This window comes from Paenibacillus terrae (genome assembly GCF_000943545.1).
Lineage (GTDB): Bacteria > Bacillota > Bacilli > Paenibacillales > Paenibacillaceae > Paenibacillus > Paenibacillus terrae_A.
Genome location: NZ_JTHP01000052.1, coordinates 1 through 25,490, shown reverse-complemented (window position 1 = coordinate 25,490; position 25,490 = coordinate 1). Strand labels below are relative to the sequence as shown.

Annotated in this window: 25 protein-coding genes and 1 pseudogene; 19 read left to right on the top strand and 7 right to left on the bottom strand. The window is 42.6% G+C overall.

Annotated elements, in window-relative coordinates; genetic code table 11:
* Positions 1-72 precede the first annotated feature (72 nt).
* On the top strand, positions 73-1,962 hold the full coding sequence (locus QD47_RS21470; protein WP_044648045.1) for a sensor histidine kinase: 1,890 nt from the start codon (positions 73-75) through the stop codon (positions 1,960-1,962).
* 96 nt (positions 1,963-2,058) lie between these two features.
* On the opposite strand, the gene QD47_RS21465 is transcribed toward QD47_RS21470, so the two are convergent.
* The gene (locus tag QD47_RS21465; RefSeq protein ID WP_044648044.1) at positions 2,059-2,295 is read right to left on the bottom strand and encodes an NHLP leader peptide family RiPP precursor; all 237 of its coding nucleotides are present in this window, start codon (positions 2,293-2,295) and stop codon (positions 2,059-2,061) included.
* A gap of 75 nt (positions 2,296-2,370) precedes the next feature.
* Positions 2,371-3,306 (bottom strand): class 1 isoprenoid biosynthesis enzyme, encoded by a 936-nt coding sequence (locus QD47_RS21460; RefSeq protein ID WP_044648043.1) that lies wholly within the window; start codon positions 3,304-3,306, stop codon positions 2,371-2,373.
* Between the two features lie 191 nt (positions 3,307-3,497).
* On the opposite strand from QD47_RS21460, the gene QD47_RS21455 reads away from it, so the two are divergent.
* Positions 3,498-4,016 (top strand): hypothetical protein, encoded by a 519-nt coding sequence (locus QD47_RS21455; protein WP_044648042.1) that lies wholly within the window; start codon positions 3,498-3,500, stop codon positions 4,014-4,016.
* A gap of 76 nt (positions 4,017-4,092) precedes the next feature.
* On the opposite strand, the gene QD47_RS21450 is transcribed toward QD47_RS21455, so the two are convergent.
* Positions 4,093-4,965 (bottom strand): hypothetical protein, encoded by an 873-nt coding sequence (locus QD47_RS21450; RefSeq protein ID WP_052646848.1) that lies wholly within the window; start codon positions 4,963-4,965, stop codon positions 4,093-4,095.
* A 42-nt stretch (positions 4,966-5,007) separates the two neighbouring features.
* Positions 5,008-5,463, bottom strand: coding sequence for a MarR family winged helix-turn-helix transcriptional regulator (locus QD47_RS21445; RefSeq protein ID WP_044648041.1), 456 nt, complete (start codon positions 5,461-5,463; stop codon positions 5,008-5,010).
* A 276-nt stretch (positions 5,464-5,739) separates the two neighbouring features.
* Here QD47_RS21445 and QD47_RS21440 point away from each other — a divergent pair, with 276 nt between their 5' ends.
* On the top strand, positions 5,740-6,516 hold the full coding sequence (locus QD47_RS21440; protein ID WP_044648040.1) for a hypothetical protein: 777 nt from the start codon (positions 5,740-5,742) through the stop codon (positions 6,514-6,516).
* Between the two features lie 555 nt (positions 6,517-7,071).
* Positions 7,072-7,242 carry a hypothetical protein gene (locus QD47_RS32200; RefSeq protein WP_161797192.1) on the top strand — a complete coding sequence of 57 codons (171 nt, stop codon included), beginning with the start codon at positions 7,072-7,074 and terminating at the stop codon, positions 7,240-7,242.
* A 156-nt stretch (positions 7,243-7,398) separates the two neighbouring features.
* On the opposite strand, the gene QD47_RS21435 is transcribed toward QD47_RS32200, so the two are convergent.
* Positions 7,399-7,845 (bottom strand): AbrB/MazE/SpoVT family DNA-binding domain-containing protein, encoded by a 447-nt coding sequence (locus QD47_RS21435; protein ID WP_200893488.1) that lies wholly within the window; start codon positions 7,843-7,845, stop codon positions 7,399-7,401.
* Between the two features lie 503 nt (positions 7,846-8,348).
* Here QD47_RS21435 and QD47_RS21425 point away from each other — a divergent pair.
* Entirely contained in the window at positions 8,349-9,734 is a 1,386-nt protein-coding gene (locus tag QD47_RS21425; protein ID WP_044648038.1) for a helix-turn-helix domain-containing protein, read from the top strand.
* A 236-nt stretch (positions 9,735-9,970) separates the two neighbouring features.
* Positions 9,971-10,216: an aspartyl-phosphate phosphatase Spo0E family protein gene (locus QD47_RS21415; RefSeq protein WP_044648036.1), complete on the top strand. Its 246-nt coding sequence runs from the start codon at positions 9,971-9,973 to the stop codon at positions 10,214-10,216.
* Between the two features lie 530 nt (positions 10,217-10,746).
* On the opposite strand, the gene QD47_RS21410 is transcribed toward QD47_RS21415, so the two are convergent.
* The gene (locus tag QD47_RS21410; RefSeq protein ID WP_044648035.1) at positions 10,747-11,970 is read right to left on the bottom strand and encodes an acyltransferase; all 1,224 of its coding nucleotides are present in this window, start codon (positions 11,968-11,970) and stop codon (positions 10,747-10,749) included.
* 202 nt (positions 11,971-12,172) lie between these two features.
* On the opposite strand from QD47_RS21410, the gene QD47_RS21405 reads away from it, so the two are divergent.
* The 4 genes from QD47_RS21405 to hcp all read left to right on the top strand — a co-directional run bounded on the left by QD47_RS21405 (position 12,173) and on the right by hcp (position 17,838).
* Entirely contained in the window at positions 12,173-13,180 is a 1,008-nt protein-coding gene (locus tag QD47_RS21405; protein ID WP_044648034.1) for a substrate-binding domain-containing protein, read from the top strand.
* Positions 13,161-15,254: a cache domain-containing sensor histidine kinase gene (locus QD47_RS21400; protein ID WP_235332327.1), complete on the top strand. Its 2,094-nt coding sequence runs from the start codon at positions 13,161-13,163 to the stop codon at positions 15,252-15,254. Before QD47_RS21405 ends, QD47_RS21400 begins: the two co-directional genes overlap by 20 nt.
* On the top strand, positions 15,202-16,449 hold the full coding sequence (locus QD47_RS21395; protein WP_235332329.1) for a response regulator: 1,248 nt from the start codon (positions 15,202-15,204) through the stop codon (positions 16,447-16,449). The genes QD47_RS21400 and QD47_RS21395 overlap by 53 nt, the downstream gene beginning before the upstream one ends.
* A gap of 96 nt (positions 16,450-16,545) precedes the next feature.
* Positions 16,546-17,838, top strand: a complete 1,293-nt coding sequence (hcp, locus tag QD47_RS21390) for a hydroxylamine reductase (protein WP_044648032.1) — start codon at positions 16,546-16,548, stop codon at positions 17,836-17,838.
* Between the two features lie 45 nt (positions 17,839-17,883).
* On the opposite strand, the gene QD47_RS21385 is transcribed toward hcp, so the two are convergent.
* Positions 17,884-18,231, bottom strand: coding sequence for a helix-turn-helix domain-containing protein (locus QD47_RS21385; RefSeq protein WP_044648031.1), 348 nt, complete (start codon positions 18,229-18,231; stop codon positions 17,884-17,886).
* Positions 18,232-18,556: 325 nt separating this feature from the next.
* Between QD47_RS21385 and QD47_RS21380 the strand changes: the two genes are divergently transcribed.
* The 9 genes and pseudogenes from QD47_RS21380 to QD47_RS21345 form a co-directional block, all read left to right on the top strand.
* Positions 18,557-19,063 (top strand): hypothetical protein, encoded by a 507-nt coding sequence (locus QD47_RS21380; RefSeq protein WP_044648030.1) that lies wholly within the window; start codon positions 18,557-18,559, stop codon positions 19,061-19,063.
* Between the two features lie 232 nt (positions 19,064-19,295).
* Positions 19,296-19,622 (top strand): nucleoside triphosphate pyrophosphohydrolase, encoded by a 327-nt coding sequence (locus QD47_RS21375; RefSeq protein WP_044648029.1) that lies wholly within the window; start codon positions 19,296-19,298, stop codon positions 19,620-19,622.
* Complete coding sequence (locus tag QD47_RS33765) at positions 19,606-19,734, top strand: phospholipase D-like domain-containing protein (RefSeq protein WP_268794264.1); 129 nt, start codon at positions 19,606-19,608, stop codon at positions 19,732-19,734. The genes QD47_RS21375 and QD47_RS33765 overlap by 17 nt, the downstream gene beginning before the upstream one ends.
* Positions 19,735-20,089: 355 nt before the next feature.
* Positions 20,090-20,737: a hypothetical protein gene (locus QD47_RS21370; protein ID WP_044648028.1), complete on the top strand. Its 648-nt coding sequence runs from the start codon at positions 20,090-20,092 to the stop codon at positions 20,735-20,737.
* Between the two features lie 179 nt (positions 20,738-20,916).
* The gene (locus tag QD47_RS33385) at positions 20,917-21,246 is read left to right on the top strand and encodes a DUF3024 domain-containing protein (RefSeq protein WP_235332326.1); all 330 of its coding nucleotides are present in this window, start codon (positions 20,917-20,919) and stop codon (positions 21,244-21,246) included.
* A gap of 199 nt (positions 21,247-21,445) precedes the next feature.
* Complete coding sequence (locus QD47_RS21360; protein WP_044648027.1) at positions 21,446-22,615, top strand: DUF4062 domain-containing protein; 1,170 nt, start codon at positions 21,446-21,448, stop codon at positions 22,613-22,615.
* 174 nt (positions 22,616-22,789) lie between these two features.
* Positions 22,790-23,779, top strand: a complete 990-nt coding sequence (locus QD47_RS21355) for a HEPN domain-containing protein (RefSeq protein ID WP_044648026.1) — start codon at positions 22,790-22,792, stop codon at positions 23,777-23,779.
* Positions 23,780-24,110: 331 nt separating this feature from the next.
* Positions 24,111-25,136 carry a hypothetical protein gene (locus tag QD47_RS21350; protein ID WP_044648025.1) on the top strand — a complete coding sequence of 342 codons (1,026 nt, stop codon included), beginning with the start codon at positions 24,111-24,113 and terminating at the stop codon, positions 25,134-25,136.
* A pseudogene (locus tag QD47_RS21345) lies at positions 25,136-25,490 on the top strand (hypothetical protein); the annotation flags it as partial. The gene QD47_RS21350 and the pseudogene QD47_RS21345, both read left to right, overlap by 1 nt.

Below are 25,490 nucleotides of genomic sequence, written 5' to 3'. Positions count from 1 at the left end.
TTCCAGACGTTGAAAAATGATAAAACGTATACAATTTTGTAAATCCTACTATGTAACTTTGAGGTGCTTAACATGAGGCTTGTGCCCAAAGCTGTCGCCGCCCTGCTGGCGGTCATTGTAATACTGTTGTCGATAGGCCTACCCGCCTATGCGGCCAAAACGACCCCTGAAATGGAATACCGGATACCCTCCTGGGATATGAGATGGGGAGTGGAAGGGGAGGATGGATCACTTGACGAGGTGCGGGACCCAAGCAAAGTTTGGATGCATATTAATGATGATTCACAATTGTTCAAGCAGCCCGCGAATACCGGCTCTGCTTGGATTCGTCTTCAGCTTCCAACGCTGAATGATGAAACGCCAGCGGTGCTTTTTGAAAATATTTATGGCAGACATATTACGCTGTATAAGGACGGCATCAATTTTTATGAGTCCTATCGCGGGTACAATTATGAAAATAATCGTATTCTGATCCCGCTTAAACCGGAAGACAGCGGTAAAACATTGTACATATGGACGGAAAGCAGCAAGAACAGACTGGGCATTACCGGAAATGTGAAGACTGGCGATTATCGTGATTTGCTGGGAACCTTGGTCAGAATGGATGTTCTGGATATCGTACTGGGCAGTACCTTTATATTTATAGCTCTGGTGTTGCTGATCTGCTCATTTTTTCTGTTCCGTCCAAGCATAGCAATGTGGCTGTCCTTAAGTGCAATCGTGCTGTCTATTGGTCTGATGATCGTGACGTATTCACCCTTCCTGTATACGTTCTATCGTAGCTACGGCAAGCTCTATTTACAGTTTTTTGATGTAGGGTTGTTTATTCTGCTGCCCTCATTAGCTTACTTTTTTGAACAAAATATCAACTCGATCATACTAATCCGCAAGTTTCGAAAATTACTAACCGCCTACTCCTTGTTCTGCTTTACAATGATGATTGTGAATTTAGGGGTACAGGAGCGGTTAAACGATGTATATTATTTTTTCAGTGTAATTATCCTGGGTGTTTTACTCGTGGCATTACTTGTGTTGCTGGTATTTGCTTCGGTTCGCATGGCGCTTAAGGGAGACCACGAAGCGATCATTTTATCGATAGGATTTGCTTTTTTCGCAGTCATTTCCATCGGTGAGCTGACCTGGTTCTTTATTAGGGATGGACACTACAATATGTTTCTGTGGAAATGGGGCGTGTTCGGCTTTGTGCTGGCGCTGATTGCGATTTTGGGCAGAAGGCTGGCAGAAAAGCATAAGCAGGTGGTTCGATATTCCAGAGAGCTAGAGATGTTCAATAATGAGCTTCAGCGTTCGGAGAAAATGGAGATTATTAGCGATCTGGCTGCATCTGTAGCTCATGAGGTACGTAATCCGCTTCAGGTTACCCGTGGATTTCTCCAGTTGATGAGCAAGCAGGAGGATGGAAAAAACAAAGACTATCTGCATATCGCGCTGGAAGAGCTGGATCGTGCTTCCGGGATTATCACCGATTTTCTGACATTTGCCAAACCTGAATTTGAGCAGACCAAAACGTTGTCGATCCTGGATGAATTTAAGCATATTGAAGGAATTATCAGTCCGATGGCTAATTTGCAAGGCGGTAAAATTTCTTTGGATATTCCCCAGGAAATCAAAGTTCGCGGGAATTCCTCCAAGTTCAAGCAGGCATTCATCAACATTATTAAAAACAGCATTGAAGCGTTGCGTGATCAGGGTCATATTCATATATGGGCTTATGTGGAGAACGGAGAAGCTGTTATTCATATTCGGGATAATGGCGAAGGAATGGACGCGCAGACCTTATCCAGACTGGGTGAGCCTTACTTTTCCAATAAGACCAAAGGCACAGGTTTGGGCATGATGGTGACCTTTCGGATTATTGAAACGATGAACGGCAAAATATCTTTTACAAGTGCAAAAGGGGTGGGAACAGAAGCGACCATCCGCTTCCCTGTAGCCGGATAATATCCGGCTTTTTGTGCTAGGGAAAACGGAAGGAGGCTTGCTGAACCCACCCGCATGGTGTAAGGATTATAAAACCAGTAAGCTACAAAAACAAACTTACCACATGGAGCGTGGTTTCTGAGATGAAGCGAGCACACCGGAAGGGGCTGGAGGGATGACCAGATAAAATTGATCGGGTGTTTCCTCTAGTGTTTTGATTTGGATATGATCGGGGATAACGACTCCTAACACATCACGGATTGCAGACTTGGGATCTGTCATCAGTTTTTCTCTAAAACTGGCATCCTCCCACGCTTTTTGAATGACTTGTGTTTGAAGAACTTCAGTAGCCATCAAAAATCACCCTCTCATTCAATTGGTTATATTTACCTAGTCAGTATACCACGAAAGTCTCATCAAAATCTAGCATTATTTCATATTTTTGGAGAGCCAAAAATCCAGTCCGCCTCTTCGCAAATGCGAACGTCCGGTTTCAATTTCTGCCGCCTCTTCACCCAGTTCTTCTGCGATAGAACGTGTGAACATACGCAGTCCAGGGATGTCAGGCTCCAGATTTTCCAACTGCTGGACCGCTTGATCAGCAATGCTCACGTAACTGGCAAGCGCCCCGCGTACATAAATCGCCTCCCGAATCTGCTCTGGTCCCAGTCCTTCGCGATAAGCTGTCTTCTGCTCGGCGCTGATGTGGGACAATAGGCAGTTGTAGCTATTTTCCTCCAAGTCCTCCGACCAGTCGGCCCAGTCATCCGACATTTGAAGTACAACCAGTGCTGTATCTGTCATGTCTGTAATGGCCTGGATCAGATCGGCCCGCCCAGAGAGCAGTAAAGCACCCGTGCCAGCCATTTTTAACGGACTGGCTTTCAGCGCCACCTGATGTCGTTCCCCCTGAAAAAAGTCCTTTGTTCCCTCAGATGTCACACTAACAGCCCATTCACCGATATACGTTCGGGCATACGTCCAAAAAGGAGAGGACGCGGGAAAAAGGTCCCGGTATACGTCCAAACATTCGGTATAGAACAATTGGCTTAAAGCGAGTTGCATTTTGCGGTTGTCTGCTGCTGTATCCATCACATCGTCCTGAATCAAATAATGAGCCATGACGAACACGTTGCCGAGTGACAGCTTACGGCAAATTTCGGGAGCCAGCCCGGTGAGTTCCTGCAGCCAGAACGGAAGCAAATAGCATATGTAGTTACGCGTGCTGTCTTCCCGTAACGGATTAAAACGGGCCAGATAGTCCAAGCCCTGATTCTGAAATGGAGCAGGAAATGCGGCTGTCCGTTCTTCCGCTTGACGAAAAACTTTTTCCAATTCATCTTTGTATGCAAAATACCACTCCATCGCTATCACCTGCATCTCTTATAGATAATTTTATAGCGATATCTAGTTGTTACCCGCCATTATAAAACAGATTGCAATTTTCAACATTTTGTTATTTTTACATTAAGGATTTTGCAAAAATATGTAGGATGAATAAAAAAAGCAGAAAGAGAAAATATAGTATGAAAAAGGACGAAAGAAGGGTCTGCATCATGAAAAATCAATGGAAATTGACCGCTGCTATTCTATATGGAGGGGTGATGATGTATGGGACTGCGGGGGCTGCCGGAGCTTCCGGTACTGAACCGGGCAACCCATTGCAAGCTCCTGCTCCCAACGCATCAAGCCAAGGGGAAGCTCATCAGTGGAAGGTTGCACCACAGGATCATCACGGACAAGGACATGTTCATAGACATGGACACGGACATGGTAAAGGGCCAGGCGGCTGGAATTACCATTTGAACGAGAAGATCGCCAAGCTTCTGGGTATCACTCCTGCCCGGTTAGAGAATGAGCTGGGACAAGGCAAATCGTTGGCCGATATTGCTAAAAGTAAAGGCATCAAAGAGGAGCAGCTCATTGACAAGCTGAAAAATGAAATGACCGTGGATCTGAAACGGCTCGTGAACCGTAAAGGCCCGATTACATTCGACCGTAAGTCCGGGGCTCCACATGAAGCCCAATTGAAGAGGGAGCCAGGGACCCCCTCAACCTCGGTTAATGAAAACTAAGTTAAAAAGTTAAAACTAGCATGATCCTTTTGTACTAAAAAAACCTTGAGAATGGCGGTTCTCAAGGTTTTCATATTCACCGGGCGGTCCGCATTGGATTCCTGCTCTCACAGGGCACCTTGGTCTGGCACAGTCCGCAGCCGGAACCCGCTTTGGCCTCGCCGCCGTTGAGCACCGCAAAGTCCCGCGATGCCTGGCCGTACACAAATTCCATGCAGGCGATTTTGTCATGTCCGCCGTCCTTGCTGATCGCCTGCACAGGGCAGCGGGTGATGCACACACCGCAGATGCCCTTGCTGCACAGCAGGCAGTTTCCGGTATGGCCTGTTGACGTTCTGGCATCAGGCGGCACTAAGAGATCGGTCACCACGGACAGCAAGCGGATGGCAATTCCTTTTTCGGTGATGAAGCCGTCATTGATACTGAAGGTGCCAAGACCCGCAGCATATGCAATGTGGCGCTCCGACCAGTTGGAGACCGGCCCCCCTGCGGCGCCATGGATGCTGTACCAATCCTCATCCAGCGGCGCAACTGCACGGTAACCAAGGCCTGTTAAATATCCCGTCAAATGCCGCCTTGCAGACTGTACAAAATATTCATCGCCGAAGGTTCGTAGCAGCGCCCATTCCCTGGAGGCTCTTTCTTTTTGTGCCCGATTAGCCTTGCGGATCGTCTCGCTGATCGGCAGCACAACGCTGATAACGGTGCCTCCATCAAAACTCCCCATTCCAAAGGAACGTTCAAATGCTTCCTGCGGCGTGGCGTGGTCGGGCCCCACCACTCTTTTGTACTCCTCAAACAAAGGATCATTGGCCTCGGCAAATTGAATAATCGGCTCCTCGTAATAAGGACTCTGCAGTTCTTCACAAACATTGCCTTTGTCTTCGCTCACATAGGCCTTCATCTCGGCTGCGATGATTTCTCTCATATCCGGTACGGATTCAACCATCCTATCCACATCCCTCTCCGATTGTTCACAGCAAAGAACTAATCACAAACCCAAATCTTCAATTTTGGATAAGAGTGCGGTCAGTATCTGCAGCTCCCCGTTTCCCAATGACTCCTGCAAAAAACGCTGCGCCTCCTCCCAAAGCTCTGCTGCGTCGTTGTATGTCGTTCTTCCACTCTCCGTCAGAGTAAGGCAGCGGTTGCGACTGCCCTCAGCAGATGTATCCTCCACATATCCGCTATGCTCCAGCGCCTTCAAATTGCGCACAATCGTGGTTCGGTCGAGCCGCATCTCCAGCGCCAATTCACTTACACTTGCCGGTCCCAGCGCAGTTAAGTGCTTGAGCAGTGAGAATTGGCTAATATTGAGTCCGCTTGGGGCCAGATACCGGTCATACAGTCCCGTAACAGCCATTGAGGAACGGCGCAGATTGATGCAGGTACAGACTGAGGCAGATCGCTCCAGCGAAGATTGCTTGTTTTTCCTTGTCGTTGCCATAGGTTCTCCATTCTTTGCGCTGTTTCGTGTATCTACACTATTTCAAAAATAACAAGTTTTGTCAGATAAATTTGTCACAGCAGTCGGCTCTGTCGGTCTTTCTGGTAGGACGCTTCTTTATGCTCATCTAAAATTTATCTGTAAAATTCTTGAGAAAAGCAACAAAATTTCGATTTGATCGTCTATGTATATAGATATCAATTTAGGCAAGGATTGGAACAAATTGTGGTACTAAATATCTGTTAGGTCAATACATTTTATAAAGGAGCTATTCAAATGAAGAATTTAAGAGCAAAATACGCTACTGCTTTTCTGTCGAGCATAGTGCTTGTGGGAAGCTTGAGTGGTGTTTCTATGGCTAATGCAGGAACCCAAAATCCATCAGTATATCAGTCGATAACAAAATTTAAAAAGAGCGAGAGCCAAGGCCAAGTGATTTGGAAAGAAAAGAATATTACGGTAACGGCGAAAAAAACGGAGCTGAAAAATGTACCAGGCTCTGAAAAAAGCGTTATTACATCAATAACGATCCAAAAAGGAGAAAAGATCTACACAATTAAAACAGATGGTTTTGATGATAAGCTGCGTGATATATCGAGTATTTCAGTATCACCTTCAAGTCATTGGCTCGCTATACAAACACGACGTAGCGCAGGGGAGACGGTGCTGCTTATGGATATGAAAAATGGAAAGCATCAAATATTAAATGACCAGTTAAGCGCTGCTGGCAAGGAAAATATTGAAACAATAAATTCCTATAATTGGTCACCAAAAGCAGACCAACTTGCTTTCTCATACGGAGATCCTGCCAGAAGCTCCATAGCCATTTATGATTCCCAAAAAGGTACGTTTACTTATTTACCTAGGGAAACAGATTACATAAGTACAAGTTTAATTTTATGGAATAAAAATGGAAATCAATTGAACTATATAAGTGAATATCCATCGGATCAAAAAAGACTGTATACGTACTCTATGATCACTAAAAAAGTGAAGACTGTTAAAAAAATAAGTGAAAAAGAATTTCAACAATGGTTAAAGCTTGATAAATGAGCATTTTGCAACAATCCCAAGAGCGATTTCAAATCTATCTATTGTACTTTCGAGCGTTGGGAATCGAATGATGCAAAATGCTGGAATACGAAGCAAATTGACGAGCAAGAAGGGTTGTTTTATTGAGAGTGAATTTGATGGAGTCGCAAACACCAGAATGGCTCCACATTCTTTTTTAGTGCTTGTATCAATTTCGCTCTTCACTTAGATAGGCAATTTGGAGTCGATAAATACAACGAGTCATTCGTATTTTTTTAAGTTTTCTAAAAAAAACACCCATTCAAAACAAGCTGAGTATATTTGCCCGATACTGAATAAGCCTACTGGAAGCACTAATCAGTATATTGATACTTCGAACTATCAGATACAGAGCTCGCAGAAGCATAACCTACAACATTAAGCAGAACAATTAGTGCCAAAAAGCTGGAAATAGACCTTCGTAGAACAGATTTCAATGAACATCTCTCCTATTACTTTATTTGGTACACTCATATGTTGTGCTAAATTATGGTATAATACAATAAATAAATCAAAATTTATGGAGGTTATGTAAAAATGAACATGAAAATGTTAGTTTCTCTTATTGTGTTGCTTATTGCTATTGTTGGACTCATTTTTACTCAGTTAAAAAATGAAAATATTAATATTATTTACAGTTTAGCTGGGATTATTTTAATAGTAATATTCTTTATGATTATTTCAAAAAATGAAAAAAAGAAGAAGTAGGCCATTGTTAACAAGATTCTAAGCCGATCCAAGTACGGGGACTGCCCCGTATATCAGGGAAGGATCAGAACATTTAGCAAGTTTAAATAACCAGTCGCGCTGTAAACAATCAGCTACTGGTTATTTAGTTTCGCGTGAGTATGAGCTGAGCGATACCTATAACAGCTTTTTAAGCTGGGAAATACGGCCTTGTGACACGCCAAGCCATTTGGCATAGTCGCCTTGCTTGGCTGTAGGATGCTCACTCATGAGTCTTCTTAATTGTTCAGCCAGTTTTTTTGAAGACGACCGATTTGCTCTTTTTTCTTTGTACGGTTTCTTAACAACAGGAGCAGGTATTGGACTCACACCTATGTTTCCTTTCAGGTCGAGTATGCATTTTTTACATAAAAATGAATCCCTGAAATAGGTTAAAGACTCAACCGAATTGCACAAGTTGCAGGCGACTCCAATATACTTCCGCATACTCAAAAATCCTGTTTCAACATTTACATAAAATTCTAAAGGATCGCCAACATCAATACCCATTGAAGTTCGCATTTCCTTAGGAACAACAATCCGGCCTAACGTATCCAAGGGACGTGTCATACCTGTATTTTTCAAGTGATCTTCTCCTTTTATTTTCTTAACAGTCACCCGCCTGATCGAGCATTTTTGGTATGAGCTGACTTACACGGGCTTTGGATGACTCTTGAGCATATATCTACAGCTTGTACATATAAGAGAACCCTTAAAGTAACTTAATCCCTCGGTAGATTGACAAAACTTACAAGACTGACCAATGTATTTTTTTAGGGATAGGATACCTTTTTCTTCATCTGTGAAAAATTCTATAGCATCATTTGCACAAATATCACAGGTTATGAGTATTTCTTTGGGAATTACGAGTCTACTAAAAGTTTCTAAATTCCTTGTCATTTTTACGGACATCATCCAATACTCTCCTATTAAAAATATAAAAAGCAATAAAATAATAGTATTTATTTTTGTGCCAAAAGATGGTATTGTCATGGATAGACAAAATATTGAATTATACTATACATTCCCAAACTATAATTTTTTTTGAAATTGGTATCCTATGAAAACGCTGAAAGGGTGGTTTATCCATGGAAATCACACCTACGATACGAGCAGAAATTCAAACCTATCTAAAACGAAAAGGCTTAACCATGACCGGGTTTGGTCGCATTATTGATTTGAATGTAGGTACAGTTAGTAGCATTGTGACGGGCAATCGTTCTATATCTGTTCACCAATTGGATTGCATTACTGCGGGAATGAATTTACCACTGGATTATTTTTACGAACGTTACATTGAAGAGTGCATTGAAGAATCTCCACTCAACTGGAAAAAAATCTGCCCATTCCTATACCGATGCATTGAGCTAGGGCGACTGGACTGCTTGCAGCGAGTTGTAATTCTGTTGTTGGATAACCCTACTTATCCACCGTCGCTCTTTGAAGTTGCAGAAAATGTGTATAAAGACGGCTACAATGAAGCAGCGGCATACCTGTACAAGAAGGTGGCTGAAAGTGAGAAGCACCAGCATTCAGAGCGATTGGCGATCTGCCAGTATCGCCTGTTCCAAATCAATATCGGACAGGATCGGGCTGTTAATCTTCAAGCTGCCATTGAATTTGCCCCTTTTGTTAATCGTTTGGACGAGATAGAGCAATTAGATGCTTTAAAAGATTTAGCAAACGTGTACAGATCATTAAGCCTGTGGGACAAGGTTCAAGAATTTGCACATCAAATGGGTCGATTGGGGCAGCTCCAATATAATTCGGTTCACAACTCCAAGCGAAAAGGGACAGAGCCACAAAAAAAGCTAAGTAGGCCGCTGTTTGTATACATAACTTACGGCGAACTTCTGTGTGCTAGTGCTTGCGATGCAAAAGGAGATCATGAACAGGCATTAGAACACATTCGTCGTTATACCGATCTAAGTTGGGTGAAGGAGAAGGACCCTGATTCGCTTTATTGGAAGCGGCAATATCAGCAATGGGCGAAAATTAATACTTACGTAAACAGACTTATGTCTGGAGATGTTAGCGTCCTGTCGGATTACGTGGAGTACATAGCTGGTGAAAAAGAGATTTTTGCCGAGTTACTAAACGTCATTGAAGTAGCCAACCGATACAATGTGGATGTGGACCATATTCTACAGCGTTTTGAGTCCCAAATTGCAGCTTATCAGGAACCGTCATCTTCTGACATGTATACACAACAAGTTTTACCGGAAGAATACGTACGGTTTTGGTACAAGATGGCTAAGTACAGTCTAAATAAAGGTAGATATCCATATGGTTTCAAATGTCTGCTAAATGCATGGGAAAAGGCAGAATTCATTAATAAAGGACTACTTTCGCATAATTGTGCAATGTTATTTGAACGATTCAAAGCGTATGCCGTTTCTGATACACGAGATCAGTTGCAAAGTCTATGGGAAAAAATTGATCAAAAAGATGGTTTTCTTCTTGATGGTAACTAGCCTATTGCTGGTATTCACAGTACCAGTGCAAGCTGGAAACCCAAGCTATGGAATAATTCAAAACTAATGGGCACGTTGGTGGGTCTTGATCCAAGTAATCATCTTCATATTCACTAAACTGGACCAGCTTATTGCTGGTCTTTTTTTGGATTATTTTGTGATTTCTTAGCTCAAAAAAGAACATGAAGTATTTGTTCATTACCTCCTAAAATGAGATTCACTAGGAGGTATGCAGGTTGAACAGGGATGAAACGTTAACGTTAATTCAACAGATGGAATACGCCAGACAACACTTGCATGAGCTTTACGAAGAGTATGGCTTCGGACACGCTTGTGTACTTGAGCAGTCTATGCTTTTGGATGAACTGATTAATCAGTACAACCGTATGTTTCAGACCAAGAAGCAATCTCACCATGTTTTGAATCAAATCATTGACAAAGACGATGCTATGTCCATCCGATCCCCCCATTCTTTTTATTGAAAACAGTGACTTCTCCCACATAACGTTTATTATTATTCTATATAATGACTTATTTTAAAATAAAATACATGTTCATGGAATAATGTGTTAATAAGTTGGGGGGGTACATACTTTGCATTCGCAACAGTAGCCAGGCGGACCGCACTAGAAACAATTGCTCATATGACGTGGCAGACCAATGCAGCAAAAAAAGCAGAGCTCAATAAGAGAGCCCTGCAAAAGTCTTAATTTTGTTTGAATCAGAACTCCGAACTGGAAAACAGACCTATATAAGCTGAATTTAAAAAATGTACCCAGGGAACGGAGTAGGCGAAATGGTGTTGTACAAGCGAAGCGGTCGCTTTTGTCCCCGGATTTCTCCTCTGATCATAGGTTTTATTCAAGAAATCCGGGGGCGGTGGCGATGGGAAGCACCATTCGACTGCGTAGTGGCACAATAGGTAACTTTTAAGTTCAACTTATTATAGAAGAAACTTTCCACAAAAAATGTATTCGTTTTGCAGGGCTCTCCTAGAGCATCTCTTTTTCTATTAGCCAAGCTCCTGCGTGCTTTTGGAAGCTCGTTTGGAGGAAAGCGGCTGGAGCCGAAACGGCCAGGTCAAGCGCTGTTTGCCTTTTGAGCCAACAATCCAGTTGCCTCCCGGTAGATGAGCGAACAGCCAGCTAATGCCGAGAGACACGCTTGCCACGACGACAAACGTAAGCAGTGTCGCCGTAAAATGATGATCGCCCAGTGAAAGCGGGCGGGTGAAGTAGGATATGAAGGCCAGCACGAGTGCATGGGCCAGATATCCCCCGAAGGAATAACGTCCGATCCAGTTCAGCATACGGCGGAACGGCTCGGAGCGCTGGTCTTTTTGCAAATGGAGTAGCAGTCCATATAGCAAAAGCAGCTGCGAGACAATCAGTACAAAGGTACTTGGCTTGAGATAGGTGGAAATGTTCAGATTAATCGTATTGCCCGACTGGATCAGCATCGTGTGACCCATGAGCATGAACAGACCAATAAAGACAAATACATTCCACGGTAATGTCTGCTTAGCCAGCCCCCGCCAGGTGTCCGTCATATAAGCGCACACTGCGCCTAGCATAAAATAGAAAAAGTACATAATAAAGTTATAGGTGCGGTAATCTAACAAGGCCTGCCAAAAGGACGGCAAACGGGTGCTCCATGCAGACATGTCATAGTAGGACCATTGCAAGAGCAGAGCATAGGCCGCCGCCGCTGTCAGCATTACAATCAGAACGAGCTGTTTGCGTTTTTTGGTGTTGTAGCGACGGAGGAACGCTTGTACATGCCCGGCTGCTTTTGCAAATAAGGGAAACAAAATATAAAACTGAAAAATCATCACCACAAACCATAGATGATATCCGCTGACAGGTATAATCATTTCCTCGAACATGCCCTTGTAAAAATAAATATTTCCCCACTGCGCCGTCGACCAGTTCTGGTTACATACCCAATAAACGACCGTCCAGCAGAGAAAAGGAACATAAATATCTCGAAACCGTCTGCCAATGTAACGGGGAAAGCCAATCGGTTTATTGCCATTATAAAAAAGCAGCGCCGCAGACAGGAAAACGAACGTCGGTGTGCCAAAGCGTGTCAAATGGTACAGCATTGCGAGCATAACGGAATCCGGCTGCTGGATATCGCTGCGGTAAATATATTCACCAATGCAATGCTGAAGCACGACAGCGAGGTAGGCAAGACCCCGCAGTTCTGTCCACTCCGCGATACGCGGCTTGCTCATCCCTATCACTCCTTTTCCAAAAGAAATCGTATACCTTCTCCATAACACAATTTAGGTATTGTAACGCAGGAATATTAGTGCAGGATTAACGCTACCTGAAAGTAAGAGGAGTGGAAGTAGTTCCAATTTGATATGATTGCGTTTACAATCTAAGTAAATTCACAACTTTGGGATAGGTACAGAAAGGGGGGAGGGAGGAAGGATGAAAAAAACACTGCTGGTATATATTTTGCTGATTGCGGCTTTCGCATTTTACGTGTTCAGGTACGAACAATCCGGGCCGTTGAACGGAACCTGGGAAGAAAAAGGGCTACGCGGCAGCATTGGAGAAACGTATATCATGATTACGTTCCAGTCCGGTTTGGAGTATTGGAAAAGCGGGCTTAAGGGCTTTGAGGATGCCGGGGATGCGATGGGTGTGACCGTCGAGTATCGGGGGGCTACCCGTTATGATGCACAGGAGCAGACGACCGTGATTGAGCAGGCGATTGCCCGAAAGCCCGCAGGGATTGCGATTTCGGCGATTGATCCACACTCGCTGATCCCGGCGATCAATAAGGCGCTGGACGCGGGCATTCCTGTGGTGCTGTTTGATGCTGGAGCACCGGGCAGCCGGGCGTATTCTTTTTTGGGAACGGACAATTACAAGGCGGGCGTGACCGCTGCGGATAAAATGGCAGAGCTGCTGGGACGGGAAGGCGAAGTAGCTGTTCTGACGTTACCCGGTCAGCAAAATCACGAGGAGCGTTCCCGTGGTTTTCGTGACACCATTCAGCGGCAGTATCCTGCCATGAAGGTGGTGGAAGTGGCGGATGGACGCGGTGACGCAATGGTATCCCGGGATGAGTCTCTTCGGCTGATGAAGGCGTATCCGAAGCTGGCAGGAATTTTTGTGACCGAGGCGACGGGAGGAACAGGTGTCGGTGAGGCGGTATTGAGCCAAAAGAGCCGTCGTCCGCTGAAAATCATTTCTTTTGATACGAATAAAGCGACCCTGGATATGATCCGTGGAGGGACGATCTCGGCAACCATTGCTCAGGGAACGTGGAATATGGGCTATTGGTCGCTTCAATACCTGTTCCATCTGCATCATCATTTGACGATTCCCGCTCCTTCCTCCTCCGGTGACAACGCCCCGCTGCCCGTACGGGTGGACACAGGAATATCCGTCGTCACACGGACGAATGTAGATGATTATTATGCGAAATGATGATCAACGGAGATGGAAGCGTATACGCGCATGGTCGGTTCAAAGGATGCAGCGTTTGCGCTTGCGCAATATGCCTTTGCGGTATCAGCTTATGTTGTTATTCCTGTTTTTTGGCATCGTACCTTCACTGGGATTGGGTCTGCTGGTCAACTGGACGGTGGAACGGATTATTGAGCGGCAGGTGGAAGACCATACGATGCAGCTCATTGGCAAGGTAAATGAGGCATTGGATACCAAAATGGAAAATTTGCAGAACATGACGTATTTGATTGGCTTTAACCCGGATATCGGGGAGTTCTGGCAAGGACGGACGCTCGCTGACGGTCACACGGGTACAGTAGTGCAGTCGGTTGCGCAGGAGAAACAACAGGGGGAACGGGAACAGGATACGCTGTATGGGATGAAGCAATTTTTGCAGGGCTTTACCACGTTATATCCCGAGATTGCGGGTATTCTGATCGTGAACGAACACGGCGACTATATTAGTAACGAAATGTATGCTCGAAGCACGCGCAGCCTGACCGAAGAAGACTGGTATAAACAGGCGGTGCAGCATGCAGGTATTTTTACTGTGCTGGGACGGCCGAGCCATCGTAATGTGACGACTCATGTTCAGTACAAGGATAGCGAAATCGTGTCTGTCGTCCGGTCGGTGACGGATTCGGAGACTGGACGTGTGCTAGGCGTGATTATGATTGATCTTAAGCTACGGGCCGTGTCGCAGGCTGCCAGAGATGTAACCTTGGGCAAAACCGGGTATTTAATGGTGACAGATGCTGAGGGACGTAGCGTATACATGCCTGATATGCCGCTGATCAAGCGTATTCCCCCGGAATGGTTCGGGGCAGGTGACAGCGGGATGTTTACTCGTGAAGCTGGAGGAAGGGAATTGCTATTCATGTTCCGGGCTTCCGAGTTTACGGGCTGGAGAACGGTGGGTGTATTCCCGGCGCGGGAATCAACACTGGAGGTACGACAAATTCAATTCTACGTCGTCTCCTTTGTCTTCATTGTATGTCTGTTCGGACTGACGGCATCCTTAAGGTTGTCGCTTTCGATTGCGCAGCCGATTTTCCGGCTGATGTCCTATATGCGGACAGCAGAAACGGGGGATCTTACGGTTCGCCAATGGAGTGAGCGCGGGGATGAAATCGGGATGCTCGGCAGGAGCTTCAACCGGATGCTGGAGCAAATTCGCCGTTTGATGTCGCTTGGCGAACTAAGGGAGCGGCAGAAGCGGGATGCCGAGCTACGCAGCCTTCAGGAGCATATTAAGCCTCACTTTTTATACAATACATTGGATACGATTCATTGGATGGCTCGTAAAAACGGGGCAGATGACGTGTCCGACATGGTGGGGGCGCTATCGAGATTGTTTCGCCTCGGGCTGAGTAAGGGGGATGACTTTATTCCGCTACGCAGCGAAATTGAGCATATATCAAGCTATATGCAAATTCAGCAAACCCGGTATCGGGACAGACTTCGCTGGGAATTAAATGTATCCGAGGAATTAGGGGAGCTGTTCGTGTTGAAGCTCATGCTTCAGCCTGTGGTGGAAAATGCCATTTACCACGGCATCAAGGCCAGACGCGGGCCCGGCACGATTGGGGTCGAGGCGCGGATTGAGGGAGATAAGCTGCTACTGACGGTACGTGATAATGGCGCAGGGATGACGGTGGAACGGTTGCGGGAGCTGCGGCATTTGCTGGAAGCACCGCTGGACTCGATGGAAGGACAACAGAAGCCAAGTGGAGCCAGTGTGAATGCGAACGATAGGAGCTATGGCATGCTGAATGTACAGGCGCGTATACGGCTATCTTTTGGTGAGGAATATGGAATTGTATTGGACAGTGAAGAGGGGGCAGGTACCTGCGTTACGATTGTTCATCCGTTGCTGCGGGATATGACGCAACTGAAGAATTCTCATGAAAAAGGAGCGGATCAGGATGACGAAATCACACAGCATCGGCACCTCGACAACGACGAGTCTGACGGACAAGACCATAACGGAAGTGACGACGATGACGGCAAAACGGTACACAAAAAAACGCTATCAGGTACTGATAGCAGATGATGAGCCGATCATTCGTGAGGGCATACGAGATTGCGTAGACTGGGCGGCTCTCGGCATGGAGGTTGCGGGTGAGGCAGAGGATGGAGAAGAAGCGCTGGAGCTGGCGGTACAGCTTGGCATCGACATCTTGCTGGTCGATATGAATATGCCGTTCATGGACGGCATTGAGCTGATCCGGCGGCTGCGGGAAGAACGTCCTGAATGTCGTTGTCTAATCATTTCCGGCCATGATGAATTTGCTTATGCGCAGGAGGCTGTCCGACTTGGCGTGGAGGATTATATATTGAAGCCGGTCGATGCGGGGCAGCTTCACGCTGCGCTGTCGCAGCTCGGTGGGCGGCTGGACGAAGAGCGCAAGCGTGCCGCCTATGTAGAACAGGCCGCCGGGCAGATTGAGCGGAATATTCCGCTGCTGCGCCAGCGCTTTTGCCTGGAATGGCTGGAAGGGCAGAACACGGGAAAGGACGTGATGGAGCAACTGGCGTTTTTACGTCTTCCTTCCCGGCCGCCCGTTCAGATCGGCGTGGTGCGGTGGCCTGCGGCAGAGGCGCGGCAGACAATTATGCGCGAGAATGACCGCCAACTGTTTCTTTTTGCCGCTGAAAATATCATTGGCGAGCTGCTGGAGGGCCTGCCGCATGTATTGTTCCGCGATGCAAACGGGCTGATCGGCATATGCCTGTGGCAGGAGGCACCCGAAGCGATCGGCGCAACGATGGAGCAGGCTATCGGGCGCTACCTGAATATAGCGGTTCATACACATGTGGAGCGAAATGTCCGGGGGCTGGAAGGTGCGGTTGATGCGTTCCAAGTGTGTCGTGATCGTGTGTATGGCGAATCGCAGCTGTCTCCACTCGTGCGCCGGGCACGGCAGCTTATTCAGGAAGGCTTCGCAGACCGGGAGCTGACACTGGAATCCCTCGCCTCGCGTTTACAGGTATCCGCCGTGTATCTCAGCCGTGTGCTCAAAAAAGAGCTAAACGATAGCTTCGTGACCCTCGTCACGCGCGCCCGTATTCGCAAAGCGGTGCAACTGCTGGACTCCACCACGCTGTCAATCCACGATATCGCAGAGCGCACAGGATACGACAGCCAGCACTATTTTAGTACGGCTTTTAAAAAGACCATGGGTGTTTCCCCTGTTCAGTACCGCAAAGGCGGTGGGATCGTCGTAATCGCGTCGGATCAGGAGTGAGCTGAAAAATGTGTGTGTAATCACACCTGCGCGTTGGGGGGTCTGTTACGCTGTGGATAATGAACAAATATCTATCAATATTTGGAGGAAAACGATATGTTTTGTTATCAGTGTGAACAGACGCCGAGTGGCGGGTGTACCGTAGTTGGGGTGTGCGGCAAGAATGAAACGATAGCGAGCTTGCAGGATACGATGATTTTCGCATTAAAAGGCATTGCGGCCTATGCGACACATGCTCGTCAGTTGGGCTATAGCGATCCAGAGGTGGATCGTATCACGCATGAAGCGTTATATATGACCTTAACCAATTCTAACTTTAATGTACAAGAGCATTTGGACATGGCGATGAAGGTCGGAAATGCAGCCGTACGGATTATGGATGTGCTGGATCGCGCGCATACGGATCGTTTTGGCATTCCGCAGCCGATTACCGTCAGCCAGAATAAAATCGAAGGCCAATGTATCGTCGTGACCGGACATAATCTGTATGCGCTGGAGGAATTGCTACGGCAGACCGAAGGTAAGGGCATCAATATCTATACCCACTCAGAAATGCTGCCAGCTCACGGTTATCCGGCGTTGAAGAAATACGCACATCTGAAAGGCAATATCGGTAAAGCCTGGTATGATCAGCGCAGACTGTTCGAGGAATTTCCGGGTGCGATTCTCGCCACGACGAACTGCGTGATGCCGATTAAAGGCACATATGCAGATCGATTCTTCTCTTATGAAGTAGCCGGGCTGGAGGGCGTCGCCAAGATTATGGATGACGACTTTGCACCATTGATCGAGCGCGCGTTGTCGCTGCCACCCGCAGATGTAGAGTCTGAGCAGGTGCTTACGACGGGATATCATCACGAGACGGTTATCGGACTCGCTCCCGAGATTATTCAGGCGATTAAAGACGGACATATCCGTCGTTTCTTCGTCATTGCAGGCTGCGACGCACCAGGTAAAGGCGGCAACTATTACCGCGAGCTGGCTACTTCCTTGCCGAACGATACGGTTATTTTAACCACGTCCTGCGGGAAATTCCGCTTTAATGACGTGGACTATGGCACTGTAGGGGACACGGGGATTCCACGTTATATTGATCTGGGACAATGCAACAATTCCGGTTCTACGGTGAAAATCGCTTTGGCGTTAGCGGATGCTTTTGGTTGTACGGTGAATGAGCTGCCAGTCAGCATCGTGTTGTCCTGGTTTGAGCAAAAAGCTGTTGCCATCCTGCTAGGCTTGTTCAGCCTCGGCATGCAGGATATCCGCATCGGGCCGAAGCCGCCCGAGTTTATTTCTTCTGGCGTGCTGGATGTGCTGGTGGAGATGTTTGGCTTGAAGCTGATTACTACCGCAGAGGAAGATATGAAAGCAATGCTGGCGTTGTCGTAGGGGATTGGAATGGGAGGAACTGCAAAGTGCAGTTCCTTTTATTTTTCACCGTTCATCAATTCTTGCAAATATGTCCGTAAGAATCTTCAATGCCAGCTCAGTATCTTTGGATTCGCGCGTTCTCAACAGAGTCAAAATACTTTTTACACTCGAATTTCCTTCGGCAAGCTCATCATTTTCCTTTACATATGTAAGCAACTGATAAACGCCCACGTTCAATGCCTTCGCTATTTTCTCCAGATTTTTCAAAGATATATTTCTCTCTGCACGTTCAATAAAACCGATATAACTCGAATTGAATCCTGCTTTTTCGGCTAAAGCTTCTTGGGAAAGCCCTTTAGACTTCCGAATATCTCGAATACGTGTGCCGACTAAATCTAAAAGTTCAGACATGATTACACCTCTCTATAGTAAGGATTTCACAAAATTCGATTCCAGTCGCTCCAAAGTGCAATATATAGACGAACCAGACCATTTCGATCTATATATTATTTATTGGAAGTCGCTTATTGGATTTTTGCAAAATCTTCTAGTTAGAAGTGTAGAGAAAGAGTTACTTCTAATTAATAACTGTTAATAAGTAAATTGAATTAAAAACTACTATATAGTAATATTTATTGTAAAGCTTGTCCGATAGCTAGAAATTTGTGTATTTTGATCGTTTGGTCCTGCGATGTCCTCACTGTTCATTAAATTAAAATTCAGGAGTTGACTCCCCGTGAAAAATTACTCCTTAAGCAACCACCTACATAGTGATCCAGATTCCATACAGCCTAATCATAGCGACCCCAACATATTGAATTGCATGATGGATTTTCAAAAGCTCGCCCAATATCAGATCAAGCTTGCACAGATCATGCGCAATTATCATCAATTTCACAACTGCCTCATTCTTTGTGACCGGGCGATGTTTTCTTTGGCTAAGGCCGTTTATGTTCACCGAAATCAAATCATTCTATCCTCCATTAACCTATCTATAACGGATGTGCTTAGGTTAATCCACACGGATGCTGAGCCGAGTTTGGATATGGTGCTGTTTATGGGTACCGTGCATTATCTTATTTCCGCAGAGGATAATGCACATAACAAGCCAATGAAGCTGGAGGAGGTCGATAGACTGCTTTTTAGAACGGACCATATTTTAATATGTCTATCTCGTCGAATTGTAGCTGATCCTGCTGAGCGGTATCAATCTATTTTTAAAGAAAATCAGTCCATGAAGTAGTTCAGCATTTTACATAATTCGATTCCCAACGCTTAGAAGTACAATATATAGACAAACTAGACCGTTTTGATCTATATATTGCTGATTTGAAATCGCTCTTGGGATTTATGCAAAATGTTCAGTTAAATCATATGTTAATAACACCCAACCTTTTCTCACGAATGATATAATGGCGAAAAGTAAGTTGTTGGCTGCGGCCTAAGGCTACACAACAGAAAGGGTGTTATTTCAAATGCCTACATACAACAAGCTGGTGCGGGACCGGATTCCGCACATCATTACGTCTCAGGGCAAGGGATGCCGCACGCGCATTTTGGACCCGGAGGAATATAAGCAGGAGCTGAGAACAAAGCTTCGTGAAGAAGCAGAGGAATATTTTGAAGCGGCGAAAGATAAGGACGCGCTGGAGGAGCTGGCAGATATGCTGGAAGTCATCCGGGCGCTGGCAGAAGTACACGGGGCGAATGTGGCAGAGCTGGACAAGCTGCGGGCAGACAAAGCCGAGGCACGGGGTGGCTTTCAGGAGCGGGTGTTTTTAATCGATGTCAACGAAGCTTAATGTCAAGCTCATTACAGATAATTTAGCAGATGAGCTGATCGCCGGGATACAACATGCCTCTGGGATTTATATTATGACTTCTTTTATTATGCAATCCGGGGTGAATCGCTGAGAAATTGACTTATCTGCTCCAGTACGCTTAAAGTCTAGCCAAATAGTACACATGGAATAAGCCTATTTTCTTATCTATTAGGTATAGTTAACGTTTGATGATTCTTATGTACATGCCATTGATGAGATGTTCGCGTAGATCAATTATTCAAAGAAGCTTCTGCTGAAGTTTTGGCGGGAGTTTTTTGTTTGAAAGTATAGTTAGCAGTCGTAATATTCTTCCATTTGATGATACAATATAAACATGATTCAAAAGGACTATTTCGAATACGATGATTCGTTTAATCAATTGTATTTCTTATATTTACGAACTTCGTGAATATTACGTTATCTGAAAGACTATAAGGAGTGAGAAAATGGCACATAAACTTTTGAAACTTTACAAAAACGATCTGAGTTTATTTCATACTTTAATCAAAAAAATGAAATGGACTAATTTCTACAAATCAATATTTACTTTAATATTAAGCATAGCCTTAATTATCATATTAAAAAATCAAATACAGTCTTCATGGGGGAATATTTCATTTGTCATTCTGATCTTATGGTATGTTGTCTTTTTTAGAGAGTCGAAGCGAGAAAGGGATCGTATAATTCAGATTGATAACGGAGGGAAAAGTTATTATCAAGTCCGAATTGATGGTCTGAAAAAGTTCTTGAGAAATGAAGGTATTGATACAGATCCCCAAAAAATAGATTTATTAATAAAAATGGTGGAGAAACACTCTGAGGAAGAGAAAGTTCCCTTCTTTATAGGGCGAGGAATTATATTGACTATAATTATTCCTATAATAACCGCTACATATACCAATATATTAAATAAATATATAGATAGATTAGAAACGGTTATTCTCATATTCATAGTACTTATAGCCATAATATTAATCTTATTCTATTATGTTTCAATTTTTAAATTTTTTTATGATGAATTTATTAATGGTGATTATCAAAGATATAAAACCATAGCTAATGATTTGCGTGAATTGTATTTCAAAGAAGTGTAGTCCTTCAGATAACATAATATTCAAGCAGCCGCTCCTGATGGAGCCTTGGTCTGCGGGAAGGAATTCGAGGAGGGATTTCAGCAGACAACCCCTTTGGGGTTCATGAATACGAGAACGTTATGAGAAATCATCGTGATATAATCATAGTAAAACGAATCAGGGCAGGAGAGACAAAATCCATGGATGACTTTACAAAGAAGCGGATTATGAAAATCATGGACAAGTACACCAAAAATGCAGTACCCGAACATGTAAAAAACCAGATTAAAATCAGTTATAAGATCAGAGGAAATCATGTGACATTGATTGAAGAAAGACAAGGATACAAAAGTGATCAATGGGTGCAGATGCCTGTAGCTCAGTTCAGATTAGATGAAAACGAATGGAAAATATATTGGCAAGACAGCAAGGGGAAATGGCATTTCATAGATGACATAGAACCGGATGAAGATTTTGAAAAACAGTTAAAGATCGTGGATGAAGGGCATAACGGACTGTTTTGGGGTTAGCTCGAAGAGGTCAATGGCATCTCATAACATAATATTCAAGCAGCGGCTCCGTTGGAGCCTTGGTCTGCGAGTTGGATTTCGGAGAGGTATATCAGCAGACAACCCCTTCGGGGATCTTGAATACAGCAACGTTAAGCGAAAGTACTGGTAAATATTATTTCAAAAATATTGATTATTTTATAAGGAAGAGGTATTTAACATGGCTAACTTAAAGATATTTATTTCTTCAACTTGTTATGATTTGAATATTGTTAGATCACAATTAAGAAACTTCGTAGGGAATTTTGGATATGATCCTGTAATGAGTGATTACGCAGATGTTCTATACGATCCAAGAATACATACTCATACTAGTTGTATACAGGAAGTTACTAACTGTGACATTCTAATATTAATAATTGGTTCAAGATTTGGTGGAAAAGCTATACCAACTGCACTTGAATCTGTGGATTTGGATTTTGTTAAAGAAAAAAGTAATAGTAAAGAATTATTTGATGATTCAAGTAATATCTCAATTACTCAACTGGAAGTAATAAAGGCTATTGAATCAAGTATTCCTATATTTACTTTTGTTGAGAATAAAGTGATGCATGATCATCTTGTGTATGAGAAAAACAAGGATAAAGATTTTATCAGTGGTTTAGATTTCCCATCTTTTGCGGAGAAGCCAGAGACTGCAAAGTATGTATTCGAGTTTATCAATTTTTTAAGACATAGAATTGAGAATAACAGCATTGTTAGTTTTAATAGATTGGATGATATTGAATCATATCTTAAAAAACAATGGTCAGGCTTATTACAAAGGTTACTTTACGAGCAAAGATTCAAAAAGCAGGAAGAAATTAAAATTGATTATATCTCAAATCAAATTGCAGATATTAAAACTGCTATCATGACATCAATATCAAGCACTGACCTCAAAGATACAGCAAGAGGGGCAATTAAGTTTAGGCAGTTAGTCGATTTTTTTAGACAATTAAAAAACCCTCATACAGTAGACTTATTATTACAAGACATACCTTTTGATTCATTATTAGGAGAGATGAGAATTGTCGAGATCTTTCCTCTTGAAAACTCAAATCGGATGCAACAATCAGTAATACTATTACTCGATGATAGCACATTTTTTGAAATAAAATATCCAATAGGGTTTATTGAAAGACTAAGAGATAACTGGCAAGAGTTTATTAGATTAACACAAACGTCGAGACAAGCAATTATTAATGCAATTTATGATAATGAAGATCAAAGACCTATGCGTTATATTAGATACGTAAATAAACCGTTTAGCGAATTTGCTATTAATCTTGAAGATAGTCAAGAATCAGTATCTCATAGAAGAAGCTATAGTAATTCAAAGGAAGAATAACGCTAGTATTTCAGGAAGCCAGAACCTTCGCTTAACATAATATTCACGCTGCGGACATTTGTCCTTGGTCCGGTAGGGGCCGGACACCCGGCATACGCCGGGGCGTGAATACAGGAACGTTAGGTGAAATTAATTACTTAATTCTATTTCTAATCAAAGGAGTATGATTGCACAATGAGTTTTACTTCAACAAGTATCCTTCCAGACGATGCATCCTATAATAAATTAATAAATTTAATAGATGTATTAGGTTACATAAAGCAGAGAAACGAAGTTAAAATTGAAGGTCTACTAGCAAGTTATTTTTGGTATCAGTATCAAAATTATAGATCGTATGTTGGAGTCGAACTTTATATTTATAGAGAAAACGGCGTTATTTCAGTTGACACAAGAACTAGAGCGGGGAGAAGTTATTGGGATCTTGAACATCAAAATAAAACTATTAAATATATAAAAGATTATTTTAAAGGAAGCTTTTCGACGGACGAAGGGAAAAATCGTTATTTTATAATGGATGAGGAAGTTCCTACTGAGTTAGAAGCAGGACTATTTATTGCTAGATGGACTTATAATAATGCTCTTATTAAACCTAAGATATATTTGGATTCAAGAAATTTACAAGGTCAAATTGCAAGGCCAGATTCTACAGGTATTGTGTATATCGATGAATTGAATCCAAGGTTCTTCTCGAATAACTTATTAATACCTTACTTAGTAGCAATTTGGGAAGAATATTTAAAGACATCATTTATTGTGCTGTTGAAATATACAGATAATAGAGACAAGATTTTTAAAGAAGCACGATTTTCAGTAAATAATCTGAAAGATATCTCTGCTGGAAAAATGTCAATTGAAGAAGCTTTAGTTGAAAAGTTTTCATTTCAGAGGCCTAGGATAATCGCTGAAAATTATAAAAAGCTGGATGAGAAACTAGATATATTTACTGTGTTAAACAAACCTATTTCAAAGAGAAAAATACCTCTTTTCGATTCTATTGAAGAAATTATTGAATTAAGGAATGCTTTTGTTCACGAAGGTGGAATGGACTTAAGTATTACTGACAAAAAACTTAAAGTCATCATTAAAGATTTTGAAGTTGCGGTAGATAGAATTTACGATAGATTTGGAACTTATTATAATTTTGAACCTAGTAGAGATTTTTAATGTGAAGGACGTAATTAACTTCACTTAACATAATATTCACACTGCGGACATTCGTCCTTGGTCCGGCGAGAGCCGGACACATCCGACTGCGTCAGACGTCGTGAATACAGGAACGTTATACGACAGAATCAAAAACAGAAGAAAACAAAGTCACAAGTCTTTTATTTCTAAAATGTTATAACGCAATAGAAATTTGTAGGACGTTTTAAAGTTCTGTATGCCTTCATTTCTTTTTATGAATTTATTGGGTTTGATATTATGTTTTCATCTTGGATTGTATCTTTGTAATAGGAGGAGAACAAGAAATTAAAAAAATGAAAGGAAGATTATTTTGTACTTATTCGATACGACAGAAAAAACAAATGCAACAGCAAATGAGTATGAGACCAAATCAATGTTGTATTTGATGGCAATGAGAGATGATAGCCCTAATATTGATATGTTTATAATTGACTGCTTTAACGATGTAACTGGTGCATGCGAAAATATTGATGAGTTATGGGATGTACAATCAAAAGGTGTAAAATCACTTAATCCTAGGAAAATCGGAACCGCATTGGCGACATTGTTTATGAATTATAGATCCAGCATGTCATTTAAATTTTACATACTTTTTATGCCTAAACTCAAGGAAGGATATCTGGTAGATGAATCCCTAAAGGTTTTTAATTATTCAAATATCAAAATTACAAAAAACGATAAAGTTATCTTGGGATTACAAGAAGAATACCTAAGACGTAAGAAAATTAATAATGATTCCAGTTTAAACGCTGATATAACCGTGTTTTTGAATGAAGTAGTATTTGTAATTGCAGATGAAGGAAATGAGCAATATGTCAAAAATTTAGTTGATTTTAGAAAAAAAGATCAATGGAGCGATGAATTTTATTTATCTTTATTCAATGAAATAAGAGATATGCAATCATCAATTAAAAATATTTGTATTGACGGTAAAAGTATTAACGATAAAAAAGAGATTGTGAAGTTCAATAAAATACTGAAGAGAAATCAATTAGAAGCTCTTGTTATTAATAGATTAGTAGGTATGGATGTTTTTATTACCAATGCAATTCCTATTAATTTTCATGAAGAGATTAAAGCATTAGATATAGAAGAGGTTCAAGATGTAATTTTAGACTGTAAAGCACAAATTAGTAGGACACTATTCAATAAATCTTTAAAAATAGAGTTTTGGAAATATTTTGAGTTTGTGATTGAAGTAATAAAAAGTAACCCGAATAAGAGCCCTAGGCAGGTTCATAGTGAAATACCAGCACAAATTATCGAGAAGATATTTACTTTAGAAGAAATAGGATCAATTTACTTCATCGCAATGATAAAAGGAGGATTAACGTAGTGATAATAAAGAAAATTGCGATCGGAAATATCGATGAAGCTTTTATTGAGGATAGATTAACTTCAGGCGTAAATATAATTTATAGCGATGATAACAATAAAGGAAAAACAGTTTTATTTCAAGGTCTTATGTATTCACTAGGGAATGACCCAATATTCCCTTCAAATTTTAATTATAAAGATCACTACTTTTATTCAGAAATAGATGCTAACGGAATTAAGTATGAGTTTCTAAGAAAAAATGATACTTTCATAGTAATCAACGAATCTGTATTTCAAATTTGTGACAATCAATCTGAACTGAAGTATTTTTTGAATGAAAATTTATTTTCTCTACCTATTATAGTCGTCGTGT